The organism is Mesorhizobium humile (assembly GCF_033977215.1).
Classification (GTDB): Bacteria; Pseudomonadota; Alphaproteobacteria; order Rhizobiales; family Rhizobiaceae; genus Mesorhizobium; species Mesorhizobium humile.
The window spans coordinates 60,045-79,539 of sequence record NZ_JAVIIV010000018.1 but is presented as its reverse complement, the minus strand read 5'-3'; the positions used below and the strand labels follow the sequence as shown (position 1 = coordinate 79,539).

Annotated in this window: 19 protein-coding genes and 1 tRNA gene; 9 read left to right on the top strand and 11 right to left on the bottom strand. The window is 62.6% G+C overall.

Features of this window, described 5'->3' with window-relative positions:
* Positions 1 to 95: 95 nt before the first annotated feature.
* Positions 96 to 464, bottom strand: coding sequence for a BA14K family protein (locus tag RFM52_RS24080; RefSeq protein WP_320297997.1), 369 nt, complete (start codon positions 462 to 464; stop codon positions 96 to 98).
* A gap of 305 nt (positions 465 to 769) precedes the next feature.
* Positions 770 to 937, bottom strand: coding sequence for a hypothetical protein (locus tag RFM52_RS24075; protein ID WP_278202583.1), 168 nt, complete (start codon positions 935 to 937; stop codon positions 770 to 772).
* A gap of 150 nt (positions 938 to 1,087) precedes the next feature.
* Here RFM52_RS24075 and RFM52_RS24070 point away from each other — a divergent pair.
* A tRNA-Thr gene (locus RFM52_RS24070) sits at positions 1,088 to 1,163 on the top strand.
* Positions 1,164 to 1,345: 182 nt separating this feature from the next.
* Positions 1,346 to 2,572 carry a glycosyltransferase family 87 protein gene (locus RFM52_RS24065; protein ID WP_320297998.1) on the top strand — a complete coding sequence of 409 codons (1,227 nt, stop codon included), beginning with the start codon at positions 1,346 to 1,348 and terminating at the stop codon, positions 2,570 to 2,572.
* Positions 2,573 to 2,641: 69 nt separating this feature from the next.
* Here RFM52_RS24065 and RFM52_RS24060 read toward each other — a convergent pair whose 3' ends face one another.
* Positions 2,642 to 3,256, bottom strand: coding sequence for a TetR/AcrR family transcriptional regulator (locus RFM52_RS24060; protein ID WP_320297999.1), 615 nt, complete (start codon positions 3,254 to 3,256; stop codon positions 2,642 to 2,644).
* A 93-nt stretch (positions 3,257 to 3,349) separates the two neighbouring features.
* On the opposite strand from RFM52_RS24060, the gene RFM52_RS24055 reads away from it, so the two are divergent.
* The 7 genes from RFM52_RS24055 (at position 3,350) to RFM52_RS24025 (ending at position 10,843) form a co-directional block, all read left to right on the top strand.
* On the top strand, positions 3,350 to 4,432 hold the full coding sequence (locus RFM52_RS24055) for a polyamine ABC transporter substrate-binding protein (protein WP_320298000.1): 1,083 nt from the start codon (positions 3,350 to 3,352) through the stop codon (positions 4,430 to 4,432).
* Positions 4,433 to 4,440: 8 nt separating this feature from the next.
* The gene (locus RFM52_RS24050) at positions 4,441 to 5,286 is read left to right on the top strand and encodes an ABC transporter permease (protein ID WP_320298001.1); all 846 of its coding nucleotides are present in this window, start codon (positions 4,441 to 4,443) and stop codon (positions 5,284 to 5,286) included.
* 2 nt (positions 5,287 to 5,288) lie between these two features.
* On the top strand, positions 5,289 to 6,071 hold the full coding sequence (locus RFM52_RS24045; RefSeq protein WP_320298002.1) for an ABC transporter permease: 783 nt from the start codon (positions 5,289 to 5,291) through the stop codon (positions 6,069 to 6,071).
* Positions 6,068 to 7,132: an ABC transporter ATP-binding protein gene (locus RFM52_RS24040; protein ID WP_320298003.1), complete on the top strand. Its 1,065-nt coding sequence runs from the start codon at positions 6,068 to 6,070 to the stop codon at positions 7,130 to 7,132. Before RFM52_RS24045 ends, RFM52_RS24040 begins: the two co-directional genes overlap by 4 nt.
* A gap of 3 nt (positions 7,133 to 7,135) precedes the next feature.
* On the top strand, positions 7,136 to 7,894 hold the full coding sequence (locus RFM52_RS24035; protein WP_320298004.1) for an MBL fold metallo-hydrolase: 759 nt from the start codon (positions 7,136 to 7,138) through the stop codon (positions 7,892 to 7,894).
* Positions 7,895 to 8,325: 431 nt separating this feature from the next.
* On the top strand, positions 8,326 to 9,099 hold the full coding sequence (locus tag RFM52_RS24030) for an NAD kinase (protein WP_320298005.1): 774 nt from the start codon (positions 8,326 to 8,328) through the stop codon (positions 9,097 to 9,099).
* Positions 9,100 to 9,289: 190 nt separating this feature from the next.
* A complete protein-coding gene (locus RFM52_RS24025) occupies positions 9,290 to 10,843 on the top strand; it encodes a DEAD/DEAH box helicase (protein WP_320298006.1) in 1,554 nt (517 codons plus the stop codon).
* 76 nt (positions 10,844 to 10,919) lie between these two features.
* Here RFM52_RS24025 and RFM52_RS24020 read toward each other — a convergent pair whose 3' ends face one another.
* The 8 genes from RFM52_RS24020 to RFM52_RS23985 form a co-directional block, all read right to left on the bottom strand.
* The gene (locus RFM52_RS24020; RefSeq protein WP_320298007.1) at positions 10,920 to 11,528 is read right to left on the bottom strand and encodes a hypothetical protein; all 609 of its coding nucleotides are present in this window, start codon (positions 11,526 to 11,528) and stop codon (positions 10,920 to 10,922) included.
* Positions 11,529 to 11,780: 252 nt separating this feature from the next.
* The gene (locus RFM52_RS24015) at positions 11,781 to 12,431 is read right to left on the bottom strand and encodes a YiaD family glycine zipper/OmpA-like lipoprotein (protein WP_320298008.1); all 651 of its coding nucleotides are present in this window, start codon (positions 12,429 to 12,431) and stop codon (positions 11,781 to 11,783) included.
* 136 nt (positions 12,432 to 12,567) lie between these two features.
* Positions 12,568 to 12,936, bottom strand: coding sequence for a GFA family protein (locus RFM52_RS24010; protein ID WP_140829676.1), 369 nt, complete (start codon positions 12,934 to 12,936; stop codon positions 12,568 to 12,570).
* A 166-nt stretch (positions 12,937 to 13,102) separates the two neighbouring features.
* Positions 13,103 to 13,480, bottom strand: coding sequence for a hypothetical protein (locus RFM52_RS24005; protein WP_320298009.1), 378 nt, complete (start codon positions 13,478 to 13,480; stop codon positions 13,103 to 13,105).
* A gap of 295 nt (positions 13,481 to 13,775) precedes the next feature.
* Positions 13,776 to 14,180 carry a GFA family protein gene (locus RFM52_RS24000; RefSeq protein ID WP_320298010.1) on the bottom strand — a complete coding sequence of 135 codons (405 nt, stop codon included), beginning with the start codon at positions 14,178 to 14,180 and terminating at the stop codon, positions 13,776 to 13,778.
* 31 nt (positions 14,181 to 14,211) lie between these two features.
* A protein-coding gene (gene prfB / locus RFM52_RS23995; RefSeq protein ID WP_320298011.1) for a peptide chain release factor 2 occupies positions 14,212 to 15,343 on the bottom strand; the annotation gives its coding sequence in 2 pieces (ribosomal slippage) (positions 14,212 to 15,276 and positions 15,278 to 15,343; 1,131 coding nt in all).
* A 124-nt stretch (positions 15,344 to 15,467) separates the two neighbouring features.
* Entirely contained in the window at positions 15,468 to 17,924 is a 2,457-nt protein-coding gene (locus RFM52_RS23990) for a penicillin-binding protein 1A (protein ID WP_320298012.1), read from the bottom strand.
* 226 nt (positions 17,925 to 18,150) lie between these two features.
* Positions 18,151 to 19,407, bottom strand: a complete 1,257-nt coding sequence (locus tag RFM52_RS23985) for an N-acetylmuramoyl-L-alanine amidase (RefSeq protein WP_320298013.1) — start codon at positions 19,405 to 19,407, stop codon at positions 18,151 to 18,153.
* Between the last annotated feature and the right edge of the window lie 88 nt (positions 19,408 to 19,495).

Sequence of the window (19,495 nt, the reverse complement as noted above, 5' to 3'; positions counted from 1 at the left end):
AGTCCGCTTCAAATCGACCCAATCAGGCTAGCGTCTAACGCTCAAACGCAAGAAAAGGGGCCGCGTGCAGCCCCTCTTTCCTGGCCCGCCTTCTCTTACAGATGGCAATAGTGCGGGTAGCCGTCATAGCCGATGTAGGTGTTCGAATCCGGATCGTAGCTGCCGTAGCGGGCCATGCAGCGGCGGACGTGCCAGGAACCCTCATAGCCGCCGTCTTCCTCGACATAGACCGTGCGGGGCTGCTGCTGGGCAAGCATGCTGCCGAGGACGAAGCCGCCGACGCCCGCGGCGATGCCGATGCCGAGTTCGCGGTTGTGATGGTTGTGAGCCGCCGAAGGCTGGACCGTGCCGACGAGCGAGCCGGCTGCGACGGTGGTGGCGATGAGGCCCGAAACGATGGTGCGCTTGAACATGACGATCTCCTTGATTTCGTTGGAGAGGCGAACCATCCGCCTCTTGAACATGGGTCGCGTCGACGCGCAAAAAGGTTCGAAGATTTTTTGATTTTTTCCGGAGCAGCCGGCGGCTGTTGCCGGTCGGCCGCCGGCCAGGTTGCGTAATAAATGAAAAGGGCGGCCGAGGCCGCCCTTCGAAAGCAACAGGTTTAGGCGTCAAAGGATGATGACCACCCTGCCATGATGATGATGATGGAGATCGGTGGCGAAACGGCAAAAGGTTCGAGGGTTTCGAGTTAGTAGTCGGTAGTGAGTAGTGAGCAGTGACTAGCTGGCTATCCTACTCACTACCGACTACTCCCTACTCACTCCCTTCACCCCATTCCCGTGACATGCCTCAGCCAGAAGGCCAGCACGATGAAGCCGACGAAGGTGGCGACGCCGGTCCAGTCGATATTGGCCTTCTTCAGATCGCTGACGGCCTTCACCAGCAGAAGCCAGGTCACGACGATGAGCGGCAGGATGATGACGAATCTGATCATGGCGGCACCCCGTTCGATGCGATTGCACCTGTATGAGATGTAGGAAGCGGCGCACGGATTTTCAGGATGCCGGCTCGGCTGCGGTCCATTAGCAACCCAAAACGGAGTTTTGTCTTTACTGGCGCACGAAATGTGCTACCGGAGCGCCGTGCCCTTGTAGCTCAGCTGGTAGAGCAGCGGTTTTGTAAACCGAAGGTCGCGGGTTCGATCCCTGCCGGGGGCACCATCCTGCGCCCGTTCGCCCCGAGAAAACTCTTGTTCCGGCGAGCGCAAATGACCCAGTCGATGCAGCGCGCCATTTTGGCGCAGAAGCGCAGCGGGGCTTTCCGCGAGTTTGACCCGTCAACAGAATCTTAGGCAAAACGGTGCAGTCTTGGCTGTCGGCCGTGCCGACGCTGGACCCAGATCATGCTCGGACATCTGCGCACTGGCGATTGGCTGACCCGGGAACGGGTCCGTATGATCTCCGTCACTTTGCTGACCTTTTACGTCCTGTTGATGGTCTTCCTATTTGCGACTTCGAACGGGCGCGTCGATCGTTTTGATCGTCCCTTGGGTACTGACTATTCGCAAGTCTGGACGGCGGGGCGCTTCGTGCTTGAAGGCCATCCGGAAGAACCCTTCGACAACGTGGCGCACCAACGTCGGCAGCAAGACTATTTCTCGCCGACGTCGGGCTTCTTTCACTGGGGCTATCCACCTTACTTCCTGGTCGTCGCGGCGGTCTTCGCCCTGCTCCCCTATGCCTTGTCGCTGCTGTTGTGGCAGGCATCGACCTTGCTGCTCTATCTGGTGGCGGTACGTCGCATTGCGCCCATCCAGGACTGCCTGTTGGTGGCGGCGGCTTTTCCCGCGGTCTTCGTCAATATCGGTCATGGACACAACGGCTTCCTCAGTGCCGGCTTGATGGCTCTGGCATTGTTGGCGCTGGAGCGACGGCCGGTCGTGGCCGGGATCCTGTTCGGCTTGCTTGCCTACAAACCGCAGTTTGGTTTGCTCATTCCCATCGCGCTTCTGGCTGGTGGCTACTGGCGCGCGATCGTTGCCGCGGGCGCAACGATTGTCGCGATGACACTGGGAACGGCGTGGGCCTTCGGCTGGGAAACCTGGCGCGGTTTCTTCGACATGATGCATTTCTCGCGCGTCGTCATTTCCGAACAAGGCGCAACCGGCTGGTATAAGATTCAAACGGTTTTCTCAGCGGTGCGCATGTGGGGCGGCTCGATTCCGCTCGCTTATGGCGTGCAGGCTGTTTCCACCTTGGGCTGTGCCGCGATGGTCGCCTGGATGTGGTTCGCCCGCGTCGACCAGCGGCTGGCGGCGGCCGCCTTGATGACCGGCGCTCTTCTGTCGACACCCTATGCGCTGGATTACGACATGATGCTGCTCGGGCCGGCGCTGGCTTTCTTTATCGCCCATGGATTGGAAACAGGTTTTGCGCCCTGGGAGAAATCGATCCTTGCGGTGGTCTGGGCCACACCGTTGTTGGCCCGCGACCTGACCATGACGACTTTCATTCCTGTCGGACAGATCGCGATGATCGTCTTCATGGCAATGATCTTCCGCCGCACATGGCCGAACGCGAGACAGGACCTTGTCGCGACGACCGGTGCATTGCCGTCGATGCCACGCTGATCCTACTTTCGCCAAGGATTCGGCTTGTCCAGCTATACGGCCGGGCCGCTTCCGTCAGGGCCAAGGCATTTACACTCCAATCGCCGCCACCAGCACCCTGTTCTGCCTTCGGATCGCCGCGCGCAGCTCCGGTATCTTCGCCTCGTCGCGTTTCACGAACTCGATGAACATCATGTTCATGTTGTTGAAGATCAGCTCGCCTACCGCCGGGCCGTCGATGTCCGGGCGCACTAGGCCGATGTGCTGCAGGCGCGCGATCAGCGCGCTTATCTGCTCGGTCAGGTCTCGGTCGAGCGCGGTGTAGGCCTGGCCGAAGGGGCTGTCGGGCAATTGCGTCGAGATCGCCATCGCCTGGCGCCACATCTCCTTGCTGAGATAATTCAGCGAGTGCTCGATATAGATGCCGATCAGCGTGTCCAGCGCGTCGCCGACATTGGCCGGCGGGCTGGCGACCACCCCTCGCCCGGCATTCAGCACCTCGTTGACTTCCAGCGAGACGATGGCGCCGAGGATGTCGCCCTTGTTCTGGTAGTAATTGTAGATGGTGCCGATCGAGACTTCCGCTTGCGCGGCGATCGCCTCGATCTTGGCGCCTTCATAGCCGGCCTCGCGGAACAGCGCCGTCGCCGCATCGATGATGCGGCGGTGCCGGTCCGCCTTCTGTCGTTCGCGCAATCCGCTCATATCGGCCTCCCTGCCACAAAATCATAATTGACTCAATTTTAGAATTGGTTCAACTTTTCTTCCAACAAGCCAGCTAGGCAGGGAGAACACTCGATGACCATCAATGCCCGGACTCCGCTTTCCACCCTGAAGTCCAACCTCGCATCCGCCTGCGCGGCGGCCGCATTGCTGCTCGCGGCGGGCGGCGCCCAGGCTGCCGATCTCAACGCGCTGATCTGGTGCGACCATGCAGATCCGGCGCTGCTCGAACCTTTCGAGAAGGCCAACGACGTCAAGGTCAACGTCAAGGAATTCGAAGGCACGGGCGCAGGCCTCGCCATCGTCGAGCAGTCGCAGCCTGGTGACTGGGACGTGATGGTGATCGACAGCATCGACGTGCCGCGCGGCGTCGAGAAGGGCCTATTCGAGCCGTTGCCCGGGGACAAGCTGCCCTTCGCCGACCTCTTCCCGGAAGTGAAGATGGACAAGTCCACAATCGTCGACGGCAAGCGCTACGGCATCACCGAGAAGTTCGGTTACAACACGATCGGCTTCAACAAGACCAAGGTCGATCCGGCCGACATGCAGTCGCTGGCCTCGCTCACCAGCGACAAATACAAGGGCAAGGTCGCGATCTACGACTATTACCTGCCGGTGATCGGCATGGCGGCGCTCGCGATAGGCAAGAAGACGGCCGACCTTACCGAGGCCGACCTGCCCGCTCTCAAGGCCGAACTCCTCAAGATGAAGGCCAACGCCAAGCTGGTCGGCGAGGTCACCGCCAGCCAGACCGCCTTGGCCACCGGCGAAGTCGACATACTGGTCGGCGGCGGCGAATGGGTGACGGCCGGTCTTGCCAAGGAAAACCCGGCGCTCGACTTCTCGATCCCGAAGGAAGGCGCGGTGTTGTGGTCGCAGTCGCTCGCCATGTTCAGGGATTCCAAGAACAAGGACATGGCGCTGAAATTCATCCAGTACATCATGAGCCCGGAGGGCCAGGCGCGGCTTGCCACCTCGTCCTGCTACTGGGGCATGCCAGCGAACAAAAAGGCAGCGCTGAGCGATGAGCAGAAGAAGATCCTGCGCTTCGACGAGCAGCCCGGCTTCCTTGCCCGCGCCCAGGCCTATCCGGCGCCGAACGCCGATCTCGACAAGAAGATGCAGGACATGTGGACCGGGATGCTGCAGGCGCAGTAGATCGGCCGATGGCGTTCGCGGGAAACAAGTCGCGTGCCCTGCCCTGGGCGCTGGTCGCGCCGGCGCTGGCATGGACGTGTGCATTCTTCGTGCTGCCCTTCATCGCCATGGGGTTTTCCAGCCTCACGGCGCATGAAGGCGGCGGCTTCACTTTAGCCAATTACAGCCAGTTCTTCACCGACCCGTCCTATTGGCGGGCGATGGTCAACTCGCTGGAGGTCACGGCGATCGTCACCGTGGTTTCGATCCTGCTTGCCTATCCCTTTGCCTGGATCCTTGCCGAGATGGTGCCGGAACGCTGGCAGCGGCTGGCGCTGATGCTGGCCGTGCTGCCGTTCTGGACCTCCTATGTCGTACGCTCCTATTCCTGGCTGCTGGTGCTGGCGCAGAACGGCGTCATCAACCGGGCGCTGACCGGCGTCGGCCTGATCGGCGAGCCGCTGCAGCTCGCCAACACGCGTTTCGCCACCGTCACCGGCTTCGTGCACTTCTTCGTCATGCTTTTGACGCTGACCATCTTCGCCAACCTCAAGCAGCTCAGCCCGAGCTACCGCAAGGCTGCCGCCGATCTCGGCGCCGGGCCAGTGCGCACCTTCCTGCATGTCGTGCTGCCGCTGACTTTGCCCGGCATCATGGTCGGCGCCTTCCTCACTTTCGTGCTTTGCATCGGCGACTACATCACGCCTCAGATCCTGGGCGGCAACAACGAGCTGGTCATGCCTCAGCTCGTCATGATGCAGATCGGCCGCCGCGGCGATTTCCCGCTGGCCTCAGCGCTGTCGATCATCCTGATGGCGGTCGTCACCATCGCCTATCTCGCCTGCGCCCGCTGGCTGAAGATCGAGCGGGCCTGACCATGCGCGCCGCCGTCCGCCTCGCCGCCTGGGTCTACGCCATCGCCGTCTACGGCTTCATCTTCCTGCCGGTGGTCGTTCTGGTGCTGTTTTCGCTGCAGGCCACCTCCTTCCCGATCCCGCCCTTCACCGGGCCGTCGCTGCGCTGGTACCAGGCGGTGCTCTCCGATGCGCGGCTCACCTCGGCCTTGGTCAACTCGCTGCTGGTCGCGGTGCTATCCTCGCTTGCTTCGGTCACGCTCGGCTTCCTCTCGGCCTGGGGCTTCGCGCGCTTCGTGCTGCCGGGCTCGGCCATCCTGCGCGGGCTGATCACGCTGCCGCTCACCATCAGCTATCTGATCATTGGCATGGGCCTGCTGGTGCTGTTCAACTGGGCCGGCGTGCCGAAATCGCTGCTTGCGGCCGGCATCGGCCATGTCGTGATCAACCTGCCGCTCTGCTTCGCCATCATCTACAGCCAGATGGGCGATCACCAGATCAACATAGAGCGCGCCGCGCGCGACCTGGGCGCCGCCGAATGGAAGGTGCTTTTGATGATCACCGTGCCGGTGATGGCGCCGGCGATCTTCGCCGGCTTCTTCCTGTCGATGACGTTTTCCTGGGACGAGTTCGTCATCTCCTTCCTGCTCACCCGTTTCGAGACGACGCTGCCGGTGGAGATCTGGAACCTGCTGCGCTCCGGCCTCAACCCCAAGACCAATGCCGTCGGCTCGCTGGTCTTTGCCGTCTCCATCGTCCTGGTGGTGTTTTTCGAACTGACGCTGTTGCGGAGAAAGCCGGCATGAGCGCACCCTTGGTCGATATCCGCAGCGTCTCGCACCGTTTCGGCCAGCTTCCGGTGCTGAAGAACGTTTCGCTGGCGATCGAACCAGGCAGTTACACGATCCTGCTTGGCCCCTCGGGCTCCGGCAAGACGACCTTGCTTTCGATCCTCGGCGGCTTCGTCAATCCAAGCGAAGGCAAGGTCTTCATTCGTGGCCAGGATTGCACGGCCGTGCCGCCGGCCAAGCGCCCGACGACGACCGTGTTCCAAGACTATGCGCTGTTTCCGCATATGAGCGTCGGCGGCAATGTCGGCTTCGGGCTGCGCATGCAGGGCGTCGATGGCGCGACGCGGGCGGCGAAGGCGCGCGATGCGCTGGCCCTCGTCGGACTGGCCACCGCCTTCGACAAGAAGCCGCATCAGCTTTCCGGTGGCCAGCGCCAGCGCGTGGCGCTCGCCCGCGCGCTGGTCATCGAGCCGGCGGTGCTTTTGCTCGACGAGCCGCTCGGCGCGCTGGATCTCAAGCTGCGGCGGCAGATGCAGGACGAGTTGAAGGCGATCCAGAAGCGCGTCGGCACCGCCTTCATCCATGTCACCCACGACCAGGAAGAAGCGATGGCGCTCGCCGACCATTGCGTGGTGATGAATGACGGCCGCATCGAGGACGAGGGCCCGCCCGAGCGGGTCTATGCGCGGCCGGCAACGCGCTTTTCCGCCACCTTCATGGGTGAAAGCACCCTCCTTGCCGGCACAGTGGCCGAGGCGAGGAACGGGATCGTCACGGCCTCGACGGCGGTGGGGTCGATTTCACTGCCCGGCGCTTCACCTGCCGGCACCACTCTCGCGCTCGCGATCCGGCCGGAGCATCTCGTTCTCGGCGACGCGAAAGGCGATGTCGCGCTGGGCATGGCCAAGGTGGGCGATGTCGTCTTCCAGGGCAGCTTCAAGCGCGTGCTCGCCATCTCGATGCAGGACCCGGCATTGCAGTTTATCGCCAAGGCTCCCGCTTCCGCCACCGTCCAGGCAGGCGACACGGTCCCGGTTTCATGCAACGCTCAAGACATCATCCTGCTGGCGGACTGATCCATGGGTATGCTTCCGGTCATCGGCGCTGCGGACTGGTACGAAACCATCCGCATGGGCGACAATATCACGCTCATCCATGAACCCTGGATAAAGCCGTTCTTCCGCTGCAACATCTGGCATGTGCGCGGGCGCGACCGCGACCTGTTGTTCGACACCGGCCTCGGCCATTTCAGCCTGCGGCACCACGTGCCGCTGGTCAGCGAGCGCAGGCTCACCTGCGTCGCCAGCCACACGCATTTCGACCATATCGGCTGCCATCACGAATTCCCGGACCGCTGCGTGCATACCGCCGAAGCGCAAATCCTCGCCGATCCCCGCAACGAATGGACGGTCGCTGACCGTTACGCCAATGAGGAGATGTTCGATGGCGCGCCAGAAGGCTGGGATACGGCACGCTACCGCATCCTGCCCGCGCCGGCGGCCCGGCTGCTCGAGCACGGCGATGTCGTCGATCTCGGCGACCGCGCCTTCGAGGTCATCCACACACCGGGACATTCGCCCGGCGGCATCGCGCTTTATGAGAGGAAGACCGGCATCCTGCTGTCGGGCGACATCGTCTATGACGGGCCGCTGATCGACGACGTCTATCACTCCGATATCGAGGACTATGTCGGGACGCTGCTCGCCATGCGCGACCTCGATGTCTCGGTCGTACATGGCGGCCATTTTCCGAGCTTCGGCAAGGTGCGCTACCGCCAACTCATCGACGAGTATGTCGCGGGCAAACGCAAGGCCGGCTGCCACCTGCGGGGCGGCTGAGCGATCCGGGAAGCGAAGCTTACAGCGCCCTTTGCGGACAAGGTGTTCCCGTAGCGTCGCCGCAACGGGAAGCCGTCGGCTGCGGCCGCTGGCTCATCTCTTCCGAATGGCGCACCAATTCGGCGAACATGAGCGCGAAACTTCCCATCATCAGGAAGACTATGATCAGACGCGTTACCGGCAATAGACAGGTCTCTCGACTGGCCAGCCCCCGCCAACCCATCTCCTGTCGGCTAACATGAACGATCCGGCTTTACGAGTGTTTAAGCTTCGTCTTAACCATAGCAGCCATCACATTCATGTCGCGACTGTCACGAAGCGCGATTGCCGGGGTGTAACCCACCGGCCAGCGCCGCGCCCTTCACAGATATGGGCGGCGCATGCTACGCCGTCGCCGGCGCGGCCCCGCAGACGGTCGCCCTCCGGGAGCCATGAGCAAAGCCGCCAGCCGTTTCGCCTTCGTTTCTTCCGATACCGACGACGCCCGCGCCGCGCTGGAAAGCCTGTCGGCGCGCTACGGGCAGGTGCCAGTCGCGGAGGCCGAGATCATCATTGCGCTTGGCGGCGACGGCTTTCTCCTGCAGACGCTGCGCGACACGATGAGCACGGGCAAGAAGGTCTACGGCATGAACCGTGGCACCATCGGCTTCCTGATGAACGAATATCGCGCCGGCGGCCTCGAGGAGCGCATCGCCGCCGCGGTCGCCGAGACGATCCGCCCGCTGGAAATGGTCGCTGTGACACATGACGGCGAATCCGTTTCGGCGCCGGCCATCAACGAGGTGGCGCTGTGGCGCCAGTCCTACCAGACGGCGAAGATCCGTATCACCGTCGACGGACAGGTGCGGCTGGAGGAGCTGAATTGCGATGGCGTGATGATCGCCACGCCCGCCGGCTCCACCGCCTACAATCTGTCGGCGCATGGGCCGATCCTGCCGCTTGATGCGCCGCTCTTGGCGCTGACGCCAGTGAGCCCTTTCCGGCCGCGCCGCTGGCGCGGAGCGCTGCTGTCCAACAAAGCGACCATACGCTTCGACATCCTGGAAGCCGAAAAGCGCCCGGTGAATGCCGCGGCCGACCACACCGAGGTCAAGGCGGTGGCCTCCATCACCGTGCGGGAATCGCCGACGGCGACGGCAACTTTGCTGTTCGATCCGAACCATTCATGGAACGAGCGTATCCTTGCCGAGCAGTTCCGCTACTGAGCCGGCGCGGCGATACTGTTTCGATTAAGCATCGCGATTAAGGTTACGTCTTCACAATCGCTGTATTTCCGTCCGTTTCTGTTGACAAATCGAGGACTTGCGCCTAACTGCAACACCGATCTTGCAGGCGCGCGGCGCCTGTCGCGGCTCCTGTGTCGCGATTTTCCCAACCAACAAAGACAACAAACACTTGTCCTCAGACACCACGATCGCTCAAGAAGCATTGACATTCTCGGACCTCGGCCTGTCGCCGAAGGTCCTCTCCGCAGTCACCGATGCCGGTTATACCCAGCCGACGCCGATCCAGGCCGGCGCCATCCCGCATGCGCTGCTCGGCAAGGACGTGCTGGGTATCGCCCAGACCGGCACCGGCAAGACCGCTTCCTTTGTGCTGCCGATGCTGACGCGCCTGGAAAAGGGCCGAGCGCGGGCCCGCATGCCGCGCACGCTGATCCTCGAACCGACCCGTGAGCTGGCCGCGCAGGTCGAGGAGAACTTCATCAAATACGGCAAGAACCATAAGCTCAACATCGCGCTTTTGATCGGCGGCGTCTCCTTCGACGAACAGGACAAGAAGCTCGAGCGTGGCGCCGACGTATTGATCGCAACGCCCGGCCGCTTGCTCGACCACCGCGAGCGCGGCAAGCTGTTGCTCAACGGCGTCGAGATCCTCGTCATCGACGAGGCCGACCGCATGCTCGACATGGGCTTCATCCCGGATATCGAACGCATCTGCGAGATGATCCCGTTCACGCGCCAGACTTTGTTCTTCTCGGCGACGATGCCGCCGGAGATCACCAAGCTCACCGAAAAATTCCTGCACGCGCCGGTTCGCGTCGAGGTTTCCAAGGCCGCATCCGCCGCAACCAACATCATCCAGCGGCTGGTCAAGTCGGGCTCAAAACCCTGGGACAAGCGCGAGACGCTGCGCAATCTCATGAAGGCCGAAGACGCCGAGCTGAAGAACGCCATCATCTTCTGCAACCGCAAGATCGAGGTGTCGGAGCTTTTCCGCTCGTTGCTGAAATATGATTTCGATGCGGGCGCGCTGCATGGCGACATGGATCAGCGGGCGCGCATGCAGATGCTCGCCAACTTCCGCGACGGCAAGTTGCGTTATCTGGTTGCGTCCGACGTCGCCGCGCGCGGCCTCGACATTCCCGATGTCAGCCACGTCTTCAACTACGACGTGCCGATCCACGCGGAGGACTATGTCCACCGCATCGGCCGCACCGGCCGCGCCGGCCGCTCCGGAAAATCCTTCACCATCGCGACGCGCTCGGACACGAAATACGTCGATGCCATCGAAAGGCTGATCGGCACCAAGATCGAGTGGCATGACGGCGACCTGTCGACCGTGACCGAAAGCGAGGGCGAGGAGCAGCCGCGGCGCGGCCGCGGCGCGCCGCGTCGGGCCGGCCGCAAGGACGAGGACCGCAAGGACGATCGCAAAGAACGCGGCGAGCGCAAGAAGGACCGTCACGCCAAGCGCGACGAGACGCCCGATGCGGCGCGCGAAGAGCAGCCTGTCGCTGAAGTGGCCGATATCGCCGAACGCCGCGCCCGCAAGGACGCGATTCGTTCCGAGAACGAGCGCAAGGGTTCGGGCAACCATCACGAGCAGCGCGGCGACGCCCGTCCGCAGCGCGACCGCCCCGGCCGCCATCGTCAGGAAGAAGACGACGCAACCGTCGGCTTCGGCGACGACGTGCCGGCCTTCATGCGGATCGTCGCGAAGGTCTGAGTTCCGGACCGCTACGGCAGAATGAAACGGCCCCGACCGGGGCCGTTTCGTTTTTGTACCGTTTGCTCGCCGTGCCCTACATCGGCCCAGGCATCATCTTGGTCGGCTTCTCCAGCATCGGGAAGTCGGCCCTGTTGCATGTCACCTTCGGGTTCGTCGGGGTGAACATGCCGTTCGGATTGTCCCTGAACAGCCAGGCATGCAGGTCGTAGTGGACAAACTCCCTCGGGATGAGCGGGTAGTGTCCTTCCATCGGCCCCATGAATTTCTGGCCGAACAGCTTCGGAGCTTCCTTCACGTCCGGCGTCAACGGCACCAGCCATTCCACGCCGACCAGTTTGAGACCTTTCTTGGTTGGCTCGTAGATCAGGACATTGGGCTTCATAGGATCGAGCGGCTTGCCGATGCTCGGGACGTTGACGAAATGGATGCCCATCGCGCCCTTCGGATAGTACATGGCGCCGTCTATCTTCTCGCCGCTATAGTGGACGCAGCCGACCGTCGACAAATAGAGGTCGCGGACGGCTGCCGTGTAGTCTTCATACTTGGCCAGCGACTTCTTCAAGGCCTCGATGTCGGCCTTGTTGGCGTCCTCGGCCTGGGCCGTGGCGGCTCCAAGCCATGCGCCCAAAAGGCCAGTCAAAACAAGGACGCCGCAGCGCCCCAAACGAGCTGTTCTTGTCATGAATTCCTCCCAGATTCCCTTGATCTGGCCGTGCAAGACCGGGGCGGCAGATGTTGATTGCGCGGCCGATTGACCACCCCATCCCCTCTGGAACACGAAGATGGTAGTCCTTTCACCGGTTCTAGAAAAGTATCAATTAGAAAAAGCTAATGTCCTAAGACTTTCGACCCATCCCTGGCCCGAGCCAATAAAAAACGGCCCCATGCGGGGCCGTTTTTTATTGATGGACTTATGCTGCCGGCGCGGTTCGTCTTACGTGAGCGGCGACAGCTGGATTTCGACGCGCCGGTTCTGTTCGCGGCCAGCGGCCGTCGCGTTGGATGCGATCGGGCGCGTCTTGCCGAAGCCGGTGACTGCGAAGCGGCGCTGATCGACGCCCTGGCCGGACAGGTAATTGGCGACTGCAAGCGCGCGACGCTGCGACAGATCGAAATTGTGCTGATCGCCGCCGGTCGAGTCGGTATGGCCGAAAACGTCCACCGTGGTCTGGCGGAACTTCTTCAGCACCAGCGCGACCGAATTCAGCACCGGATAGAAGCCCGGCTTCACCGCGTCCTGGTCGACGTTGAAGGTGATATCGGACGGCATGTTGAGGATAATCTGGTCGCCGCTGCGGGTAACGCTGACGCCGGTGCCCTGCAGCTGACGGCGAAGCTCGGCCTCGTTCTGGTCCATCGTCGCGCCGATCGCGCCGCCGGCGAGCGCGCCGATGCCGGCGCCGATCAACGCGTTGCGGCGGTCATTGCCGCCGGCCAGCAGACCGAGGCTGGCGCCCGCCAGCGCGCCAAGGCCGGCACCGGCCGCCGTGTTGGAGACCTTCTGGTCGCCGGTATACGGATCGGTGGTGGTGCAGGCGCTCACCAGTAGAGCCGTCGCCACGGCGACGAGCACAGTCTTCTTCATGAGATTGGTCCCTCTCCAATTCACGGCCTTTCGGCCGTGCCAAATCAGCCCTTCCGCAGCCTTGTAGCATGAAATGCGGCGAAAAACGGAACGGGAGTGCGGCCTGCGAAGCTCGGCGGCCGTTCCCGCTTCGCGTCTACCACAGATTCTTGCCGTCGATGACCACCACCTCGACCTTATCCAGGTCGAAATCGTCGAACAGGCGCGAATTGACGCTGATCTTCGGGTTGTCGAAGTCCGGCTTTCCGGTCGACCAATCGGGCGTTTCGGTGAAGGTGCCACAGCCGCAAGTGGCGCAGAAACCGTGCTTTACGGTCTTCGAGCCCCAGCGATAGAAGGAGACATTCTCGGGCGGGCTCGTGAGCTTGAATTGCGACGGCACATAGTATGCCCATAACGACCCCCGCTTCGAGCAGAACGAGCATGTGCATTGCGTCACCGTCCGCGGCGCCTCGGCAACCTCGAAGGTTGTCGCCTTGCAGTGGCAGCTTCCCTTGATGGTCATCACCTCACCTCTCAATTGCCCGCCGCCACCCCGGATTCCACTGGCAGCAGGGCAACATAAAGAAGTGATCCTGACAACCGTCTGTCAGCAGCTTCGGCAGACATGCTGGCGCGCTCGAAGCCCTCTCGCGCCTCGCGTTTGGCTCGCGAGGTCTAGCTCGCGAGGTCTAGTAAGAGGGCGGCGGCACGAACAGGCAGATGGTCTTGCCGGCGTCGAGCCCTGCCTGATGCGCGCACCAGTGGTACTCGCCGTCGGGCGAATTCTTGACCCGCTTGTCGCTATAGGCCACCACCTCGCCCGTGCCTTTTATGACATAGCCTTCGGGCCGCTCGCTGATCGAAGACTGCGGCACCTCCTTGCAATCGAAGTTGGCACAGCAGGCAAAGGGATATTTCCAGCCTTGCGGCATCACCGCCGTGGCTTGGGCGTCGTGCGCGATGGCCGGCAGCGCCAGCACCGAGATAGCTCCAACAGCGAACAGGGAGAACAAAAGTCGGCCAGCCGGTCGAACGGCTTGGGCCGATCTTGATATGGCAGCAGACATCGAAACATTCCTTTCGAGCATCAAGCGTTTTCGCTTGCCCGTTCCCGGAACGTGTCTTCCCAGTGGCCGGATCGTCGGTCGCAGATATGCCGCATCCGGCCATAAATGCTTTTAACCCCAGCACGAAAGCTGGGCTGATTCCTCGACTGGCGCAAGCAACCGCTTGCAACGGCGATGCGACAATTCCCGCCAGCCTCTGCCATTCAGAAACGTGCGCCGGCTTGGTTAACGACCGGTTAGCCGCACGGAACCGGTGCCGGACAACGGGATTCGGCTCAAGCTGGTTCCAGACGTTTCAGCCGGGAACATGCCCATCATACTGCGGAAGGTCGTCGGTGATTGTGAACCACTTCGCCTTCGACCCGACAAAGATGTGCGCGGTCGGTCGTATGGTCGGATCGTCGACCAGCGTGCCCATGGCGACATGCACATAGGCGCCGTCGCGGACCAACGAATCGATGAGCGAGCCGCATCGCCCGCAATGCGCGTCGTGGCCGCTCTCGTCGCCGAAGATCAGCAGCCTGTCATCGCCCGCGACGAGACGGAACTTTTCGCGCTCGATGCCGGCGAAGGGCTTGAACGCCGACCCGGTCGCGCGCCGGCAGTTCGAGCAATGGCAGTTCGCCGCGTAAACAAATTCGTCCGCAACCTGATAGTGAACTGCGCCGCAGAAGCATTTTCCCGCTAGTGTTTGAGACACCGGCTTCCTCCGCTCCGGCAACGCATATGCACTAGTCGAGGTCCGCCACCGCTTCGCCCGCACCACCTTCGATGCGGTGCGACAGCGATGCTTCCATGAACTCGTCGAGATCGCCGTCGAGCACGCTCGACGGCGAAGTGCTCTCGACGCCGGTGCGCAGATCCTTCACCAACTGATAGGGCTGCAACACATAGGAGCGGATCTGATGGCCCCAGCCGATATCGCTCTTGGAGGCCTCGGTCGCATTGGCGACCGCTTCGCGCTTCTTCAGCTCTTCCTCGTAGAGGCGCGAGCGCAGCATTTCCCAGGCCTTGGCCTTGTTCTTGTGCTGCGAACGCTCCGCCTGGCAGGCGACCGCGATGCCGGTGGCGATATGGGTGATGCGCACAGCCGAATCCGTGGTGTTGACGTGCTGCCCGCCCGAGCCGGATGAACGATAGGTATCGATGCGGACATCGGATTCCGAAACGTCGATCTCTATCTTGTCGTCGACGACAGGATAGACCCAGATACTGGAGAACGACGTGTGGCGGCGCGCATTGCTGTCATAGGGCGAAATACGCACCAGGCGATGGACGCCGGATTCCGTCTTCAGCCAGCCATAGGCGTTGTGACCCTTGATCAGCACGGTGGCGGACTTGATGCCCGCTTCTTCGCCGTCATGGACTTCCAGCACCTCGACCTTGAAGCGGCGGCGCTCGGCCCAGCGCGTGTACATGCGCAGGAGCATCGAGGCCCAGTCCTGGCTCTCGGTGCCACCGGCGCCGGCATGGATTTCGAGATAGGTGTCGTTGGCGTCGGCCTCGCCCGAGAGCAGCGTCTCGACCTGGCGGGCCTTCGCCTCGCCCTGCATCGAACGCAACGCCGCCTCCGCTTCCGCGATGATGCCGTCGTCGCCCTCTTCTTCGCCGAGCTCGATCAGGCCGATATTGTCTTCCAGAGCCTGGGTCATCCCCTTGACGGCGGCGATGCCGTCCTCAAGCTCCTGGCGCTCGCGCATCAGCTTCTGCGCTTCGATCGGATCATTCCAGAGGCTGGAATCCTCTGCACGCGAATTCAGGTATTCAAGCCGCTTTACAGCCTGATCCCAGTCAAAGATGCCTCCTCAGCAGGGTTATCGCCTGCCTGATCTCGTCGACAATGTTGAGCGTTTCCGCGCGCATGGCTCTTCGTCCGGTCCTGTTCTTTCGGTTTTTTGGAATAGGCGCGATACATAGGCACGGCATCGCCGCCTGTAAAGCGAAATGGGCCGGCGGCTGGCCGACCCATTCGAGAAGCATTTCGACGTCAGTAAAGCCCGCCGCCGCCGTCCTGGATGGCCTGGTTGGCCTGCGGCGACAGCGCCCCGCCCGACCCGTTCGAGCCATCGGCGCCCATGCCGATCACCCAGTAGCTGTCGGCCGGGCCGGTGCCGGGCTTGAACGCTTCAACGATGGTGTTGGGATCGCCTTCGGCGGCGCGCATGCCGGTCTTCCGGTTGATGGCGATGAGCTTCATGCCGTCCGGAACCTGGAAGTCAGTGTTCGGCTTGCCGTCAAGCGCCACGCGCATGAAATCCTTGAAGATCGGGGCGGCGAGACCGCCACCCGTGGCGCCCTTGCCGAGGCCGCGCGGCGTGTCGTAGCCCATGTAGAGACCGACGACGAGGTTTGGCGTGAAGCCGATGAACCAGGCGTCCTTCTCGTCATTGGTCGTGCCGGTCTTGCCGGCGATGTGACGACCAAGCTCGCCGATGGTGGCGCCGGTACCGCGCTGCACGACGCCCTCCATCATCGAGGTGATCTGGTAGGCGGTCATCGGGTCGAGCACCTGCTCGGAGTTGTCGACCAGCTCCGGCTCGGGCTGGTTCTTCCATTCGGCGGCGTTGCAGCCCTCGCAGCCGCGCTCGTCCTGTTTGAACACCGTCTTGCCGTAGCGGTCCTGGATGCGGTCGATCAGCGACGGTTTGATCGACTTGCCGCCATTGGCCATGATCGAATAGGCCGAAACCATGCGCATGACGGTCGTTTCGCCGGAACCCAGCGCCATCGGCAGATAGGGCGCCAGATGATCGTAGACGCCGAAGCGCTCGGCATATTCCACGACCAGCTTCATGCCCATGTCGTTGGCGAGTCGCACGGTCATCAGGTTTCGCGACTTCTCGATACCGGAGCGCAAGGTTGCCGGCCCCGCGACCGTGCCGTCATAATTCTTCGGCGTCCAGGTGGTGTTGCCGCTCTGGATGGTGATCGGGCCGTCCATGATCACCGAGGCCGGCGTGTAGCCGTTGTCGAGCGCCGCCGAATAGACGATCGGCTTGAACGAGGAACCGGGCTGGCGCATCGCCTGGGTGGCGCGGTTGAATTCCGACTGCGCGTAGGAGAAGCCGCCGACCATGGCGAGCACGCGGCCGGTGTGCGGATCCATGGCGACAAGGCCGCCCTCGACCTCCGGCACCTGGCGCAGCATGTAGGTATTGTCGGAGCCGTCATTCTTCTGCACGAAGATCACGTCGCCGGGTTCCAGCACTTCCGCCGGGGACTTCGCCCTGACGGACTTGCCGTTGACGAAGTGGCGCATGGCGAAGCCCATGTCTTCCTTGCTGACGGTGCCCTGGACGCGTTCCTTGACCAGATCGCCGGAAACCTGCCGCGTCGGCTGGATGCCGATGGTCAGGCCACTCGCCGAACTGTCGAGCACGACGGCCAGCGTCCATTCCGGAACATCCTCGAGACCCTTCACATTGCCGAGCGGCACGCCCCAGTCGCCGGAGACGTCGATATGCGTCACCGGTCCGCGATAGCCGCGCAGCATGTCGTATTTGAGCAGGCCGTTCTGCAACGACTTGCGGGCGATGAGCTGGATATTCGGATCGAGCGTCGTGCGCACCGACAGTCCGCCCTCGTAAAGCGCGTTCTCGCCATAGCGGGCGATAATCTGGCGGCGGACTTCCTCGGTGAAATACTCGCCGGCGAACAGATACGAGCCATTGCGGCGGGGCTTGACGCCGAGCGGCTCGGCCTTGGCCTTGTCGCCTTCCTCGCGGGTGACATAGCCATTCTCGACCATCTGGTCGATGACCCAATTGCGGCGCTCGATTGCGCGGTCGGCATGCTTGAAGGGATGGTAGTTGTTCGGGCCCTTCGGCAGCGAGGCGAGATAGGCGGCCTCCGCAACCGTCAATTCGTTGACCGACTTGTCGAAATAGGTGAGCGCGGCGCCGGCGACGCCATAGGCGCCGAAGCCGAAGAAGATTTCGTTGAGATAGAGCTCGAGGATGCGGTCCTTGGAATAGGCCTGCTCGATGCGGAAGGCCAGGATCATCTCCTTGATCTTGCGCTCATAGGTCTGGTCGGAGGTGAGCAGGAAGTTCTTCGCCACCTGCTGGGTGATGGTCGAGGCGCCGACCTGCCGCCGGCCGGAACCGAAATTCTGCAGGTTGACGATTATGGCGCGGCCGAGGCCGGTGATGTCGATGCCGGGATGGTTGTAGAAGTTCTTGTCCTCGGCCGACATGAAAGCGGCCTTGACGCGGTCCGGGATGGCCTGGATCGGCAGGTAGAGACGCCGCTCGCGCGCATATTCGGCCATCAGGGCGCCGTCGGAGGCATGGATGCGCGTCGTCACCGGCGGCTCATACTTGGCCAGAACCTCGTAGTCGGGCAGGTCCTTCGCCACATGGCTGATATAAATAGCGATACCAGCAGCCACCAGCAGCGCCAGCGTCGTGCCGACGCCAAAGAAATAGCCGATGAGACGAATCATGCCCGCTCCAGTCCGAGGTTCGGGATTTTCCTAAACGAAGCCGCCTGCCGCGCAAGCTTCCCGGAGCGGTCCCAATCCGCAATCAAAAACCCATGTCGCGACCATGTGGACAAAATACGGCAGCGCGAAATTTGAGGACTCGGTTGCCGAATAATAACGCCGGGTGTTGTCGTCATGCAACGCTGCTTGCGGTTGTAGACGTCCGACGGTTGTGGGCGGGTGCGGGTCAGCCGCCCGTCGCGGTTCCGGCCTTGGCGGCGGCAAACAGGGCGACCGCGTTGGTTATGCTTTGCGCCGCCTTGCCGCGCCAGTCGGCGTTGAGCAACTGCGCCTCATCCTTGACGTTGGAGAGGTAGCCGAGCTCGACCAGGACGGACGGCACGTCCGGGGCCTTGAGCACCCTGAAGCCGGCCGAGCGCTGCGGATTGTTGATAAGGCCGACGCTGGTCGACAACTGGCCGACCAGCGTGTGGGCGAAGCTCATCGAGAAACCATGCGTTTCACGGCGGATCAGGTCGATCAGGATGTCGGTGACTTCCTTGTTGTCGTCCTCGATCTTCATTCCGGCGAACTGGTCGGACAGGTTCTCGCGATCGGCGAGCGCCTGGGCTTCCGGATCGGAGGCCTTGTCCGAGAGCGTGTAGACCGTGGCGCCGCGAAGGCCTTTGACGGCGATCGTATCGGCATGGATGGAGATCAGGAGATCGGCCTCGTGCTGGCGCGCGATGCGCACGCGTTCGTCCAGCGCCAGGTACACGTCGTTGTCGCGTGTCATGAAGACATCGTATTTGCCGGCCGCGGCCAGCTTGTCGCGCAGCTCCTCGGCAAAAGCGAGCGTGACGTCCTTCTCGATCGTGCCGGCGGAGCTTTCTGCGCCGCCATCGACGCCGCCATGGCCGGGATCGATAACCACCGTGAAGCGATGGCCGGGCGCCGAGACCGGTCCGGTGCCGACCCGCTCGCCCTTTTCGGTCGAAACCGTCGAGCCAGTGGTCAGCGACTGATTGGCGAGAGCTTCGTCGAACTCCCGCTCGGAGGCGGCCGACATATCGATGGCGATGCGGTAGCCGCTGCCGTCGTCATTCTTGAGCACGTCGAGCTTGTCGACGACGAAAGGGCCCTTGCCGGTAAGGATCAGGCGCGAGCCATGTCCCTGATCGCCATAGCGAACAGCCCGCACAAGGCCGCGCGGCTTCACATCCTTGGCGTCGACGGCGAATCGCGTGCGAGGCAGGTCGACGACCAGGCGATTGGGGCCGCGCAGCAGGAACCATTTGACATCCGGCTCGCGGTCGAAATTCACGACGATGCGCATCTTCGTGGCGTCGCCGGCCATCTTGTAGCCGGTCGCGCCAAGCAGGTCGTCGGCATGCGCGCCGGCAGTGAGGCAGAACAACACAGCCAGCAGCAAGGCGGCCCAGGCCAGGCGCGGGAAATGCCCGCCGGCCCCACTCCTCTTGTCTGCGGCGCCCGCCGGTCCCATCTCTTATCCGTCGCTCCCGGTTTGACGCATTGCGCCCAACCTTCTTGCAAAGTGCCTGTCAGGCCACCAACCCGATTAACGATTGGTA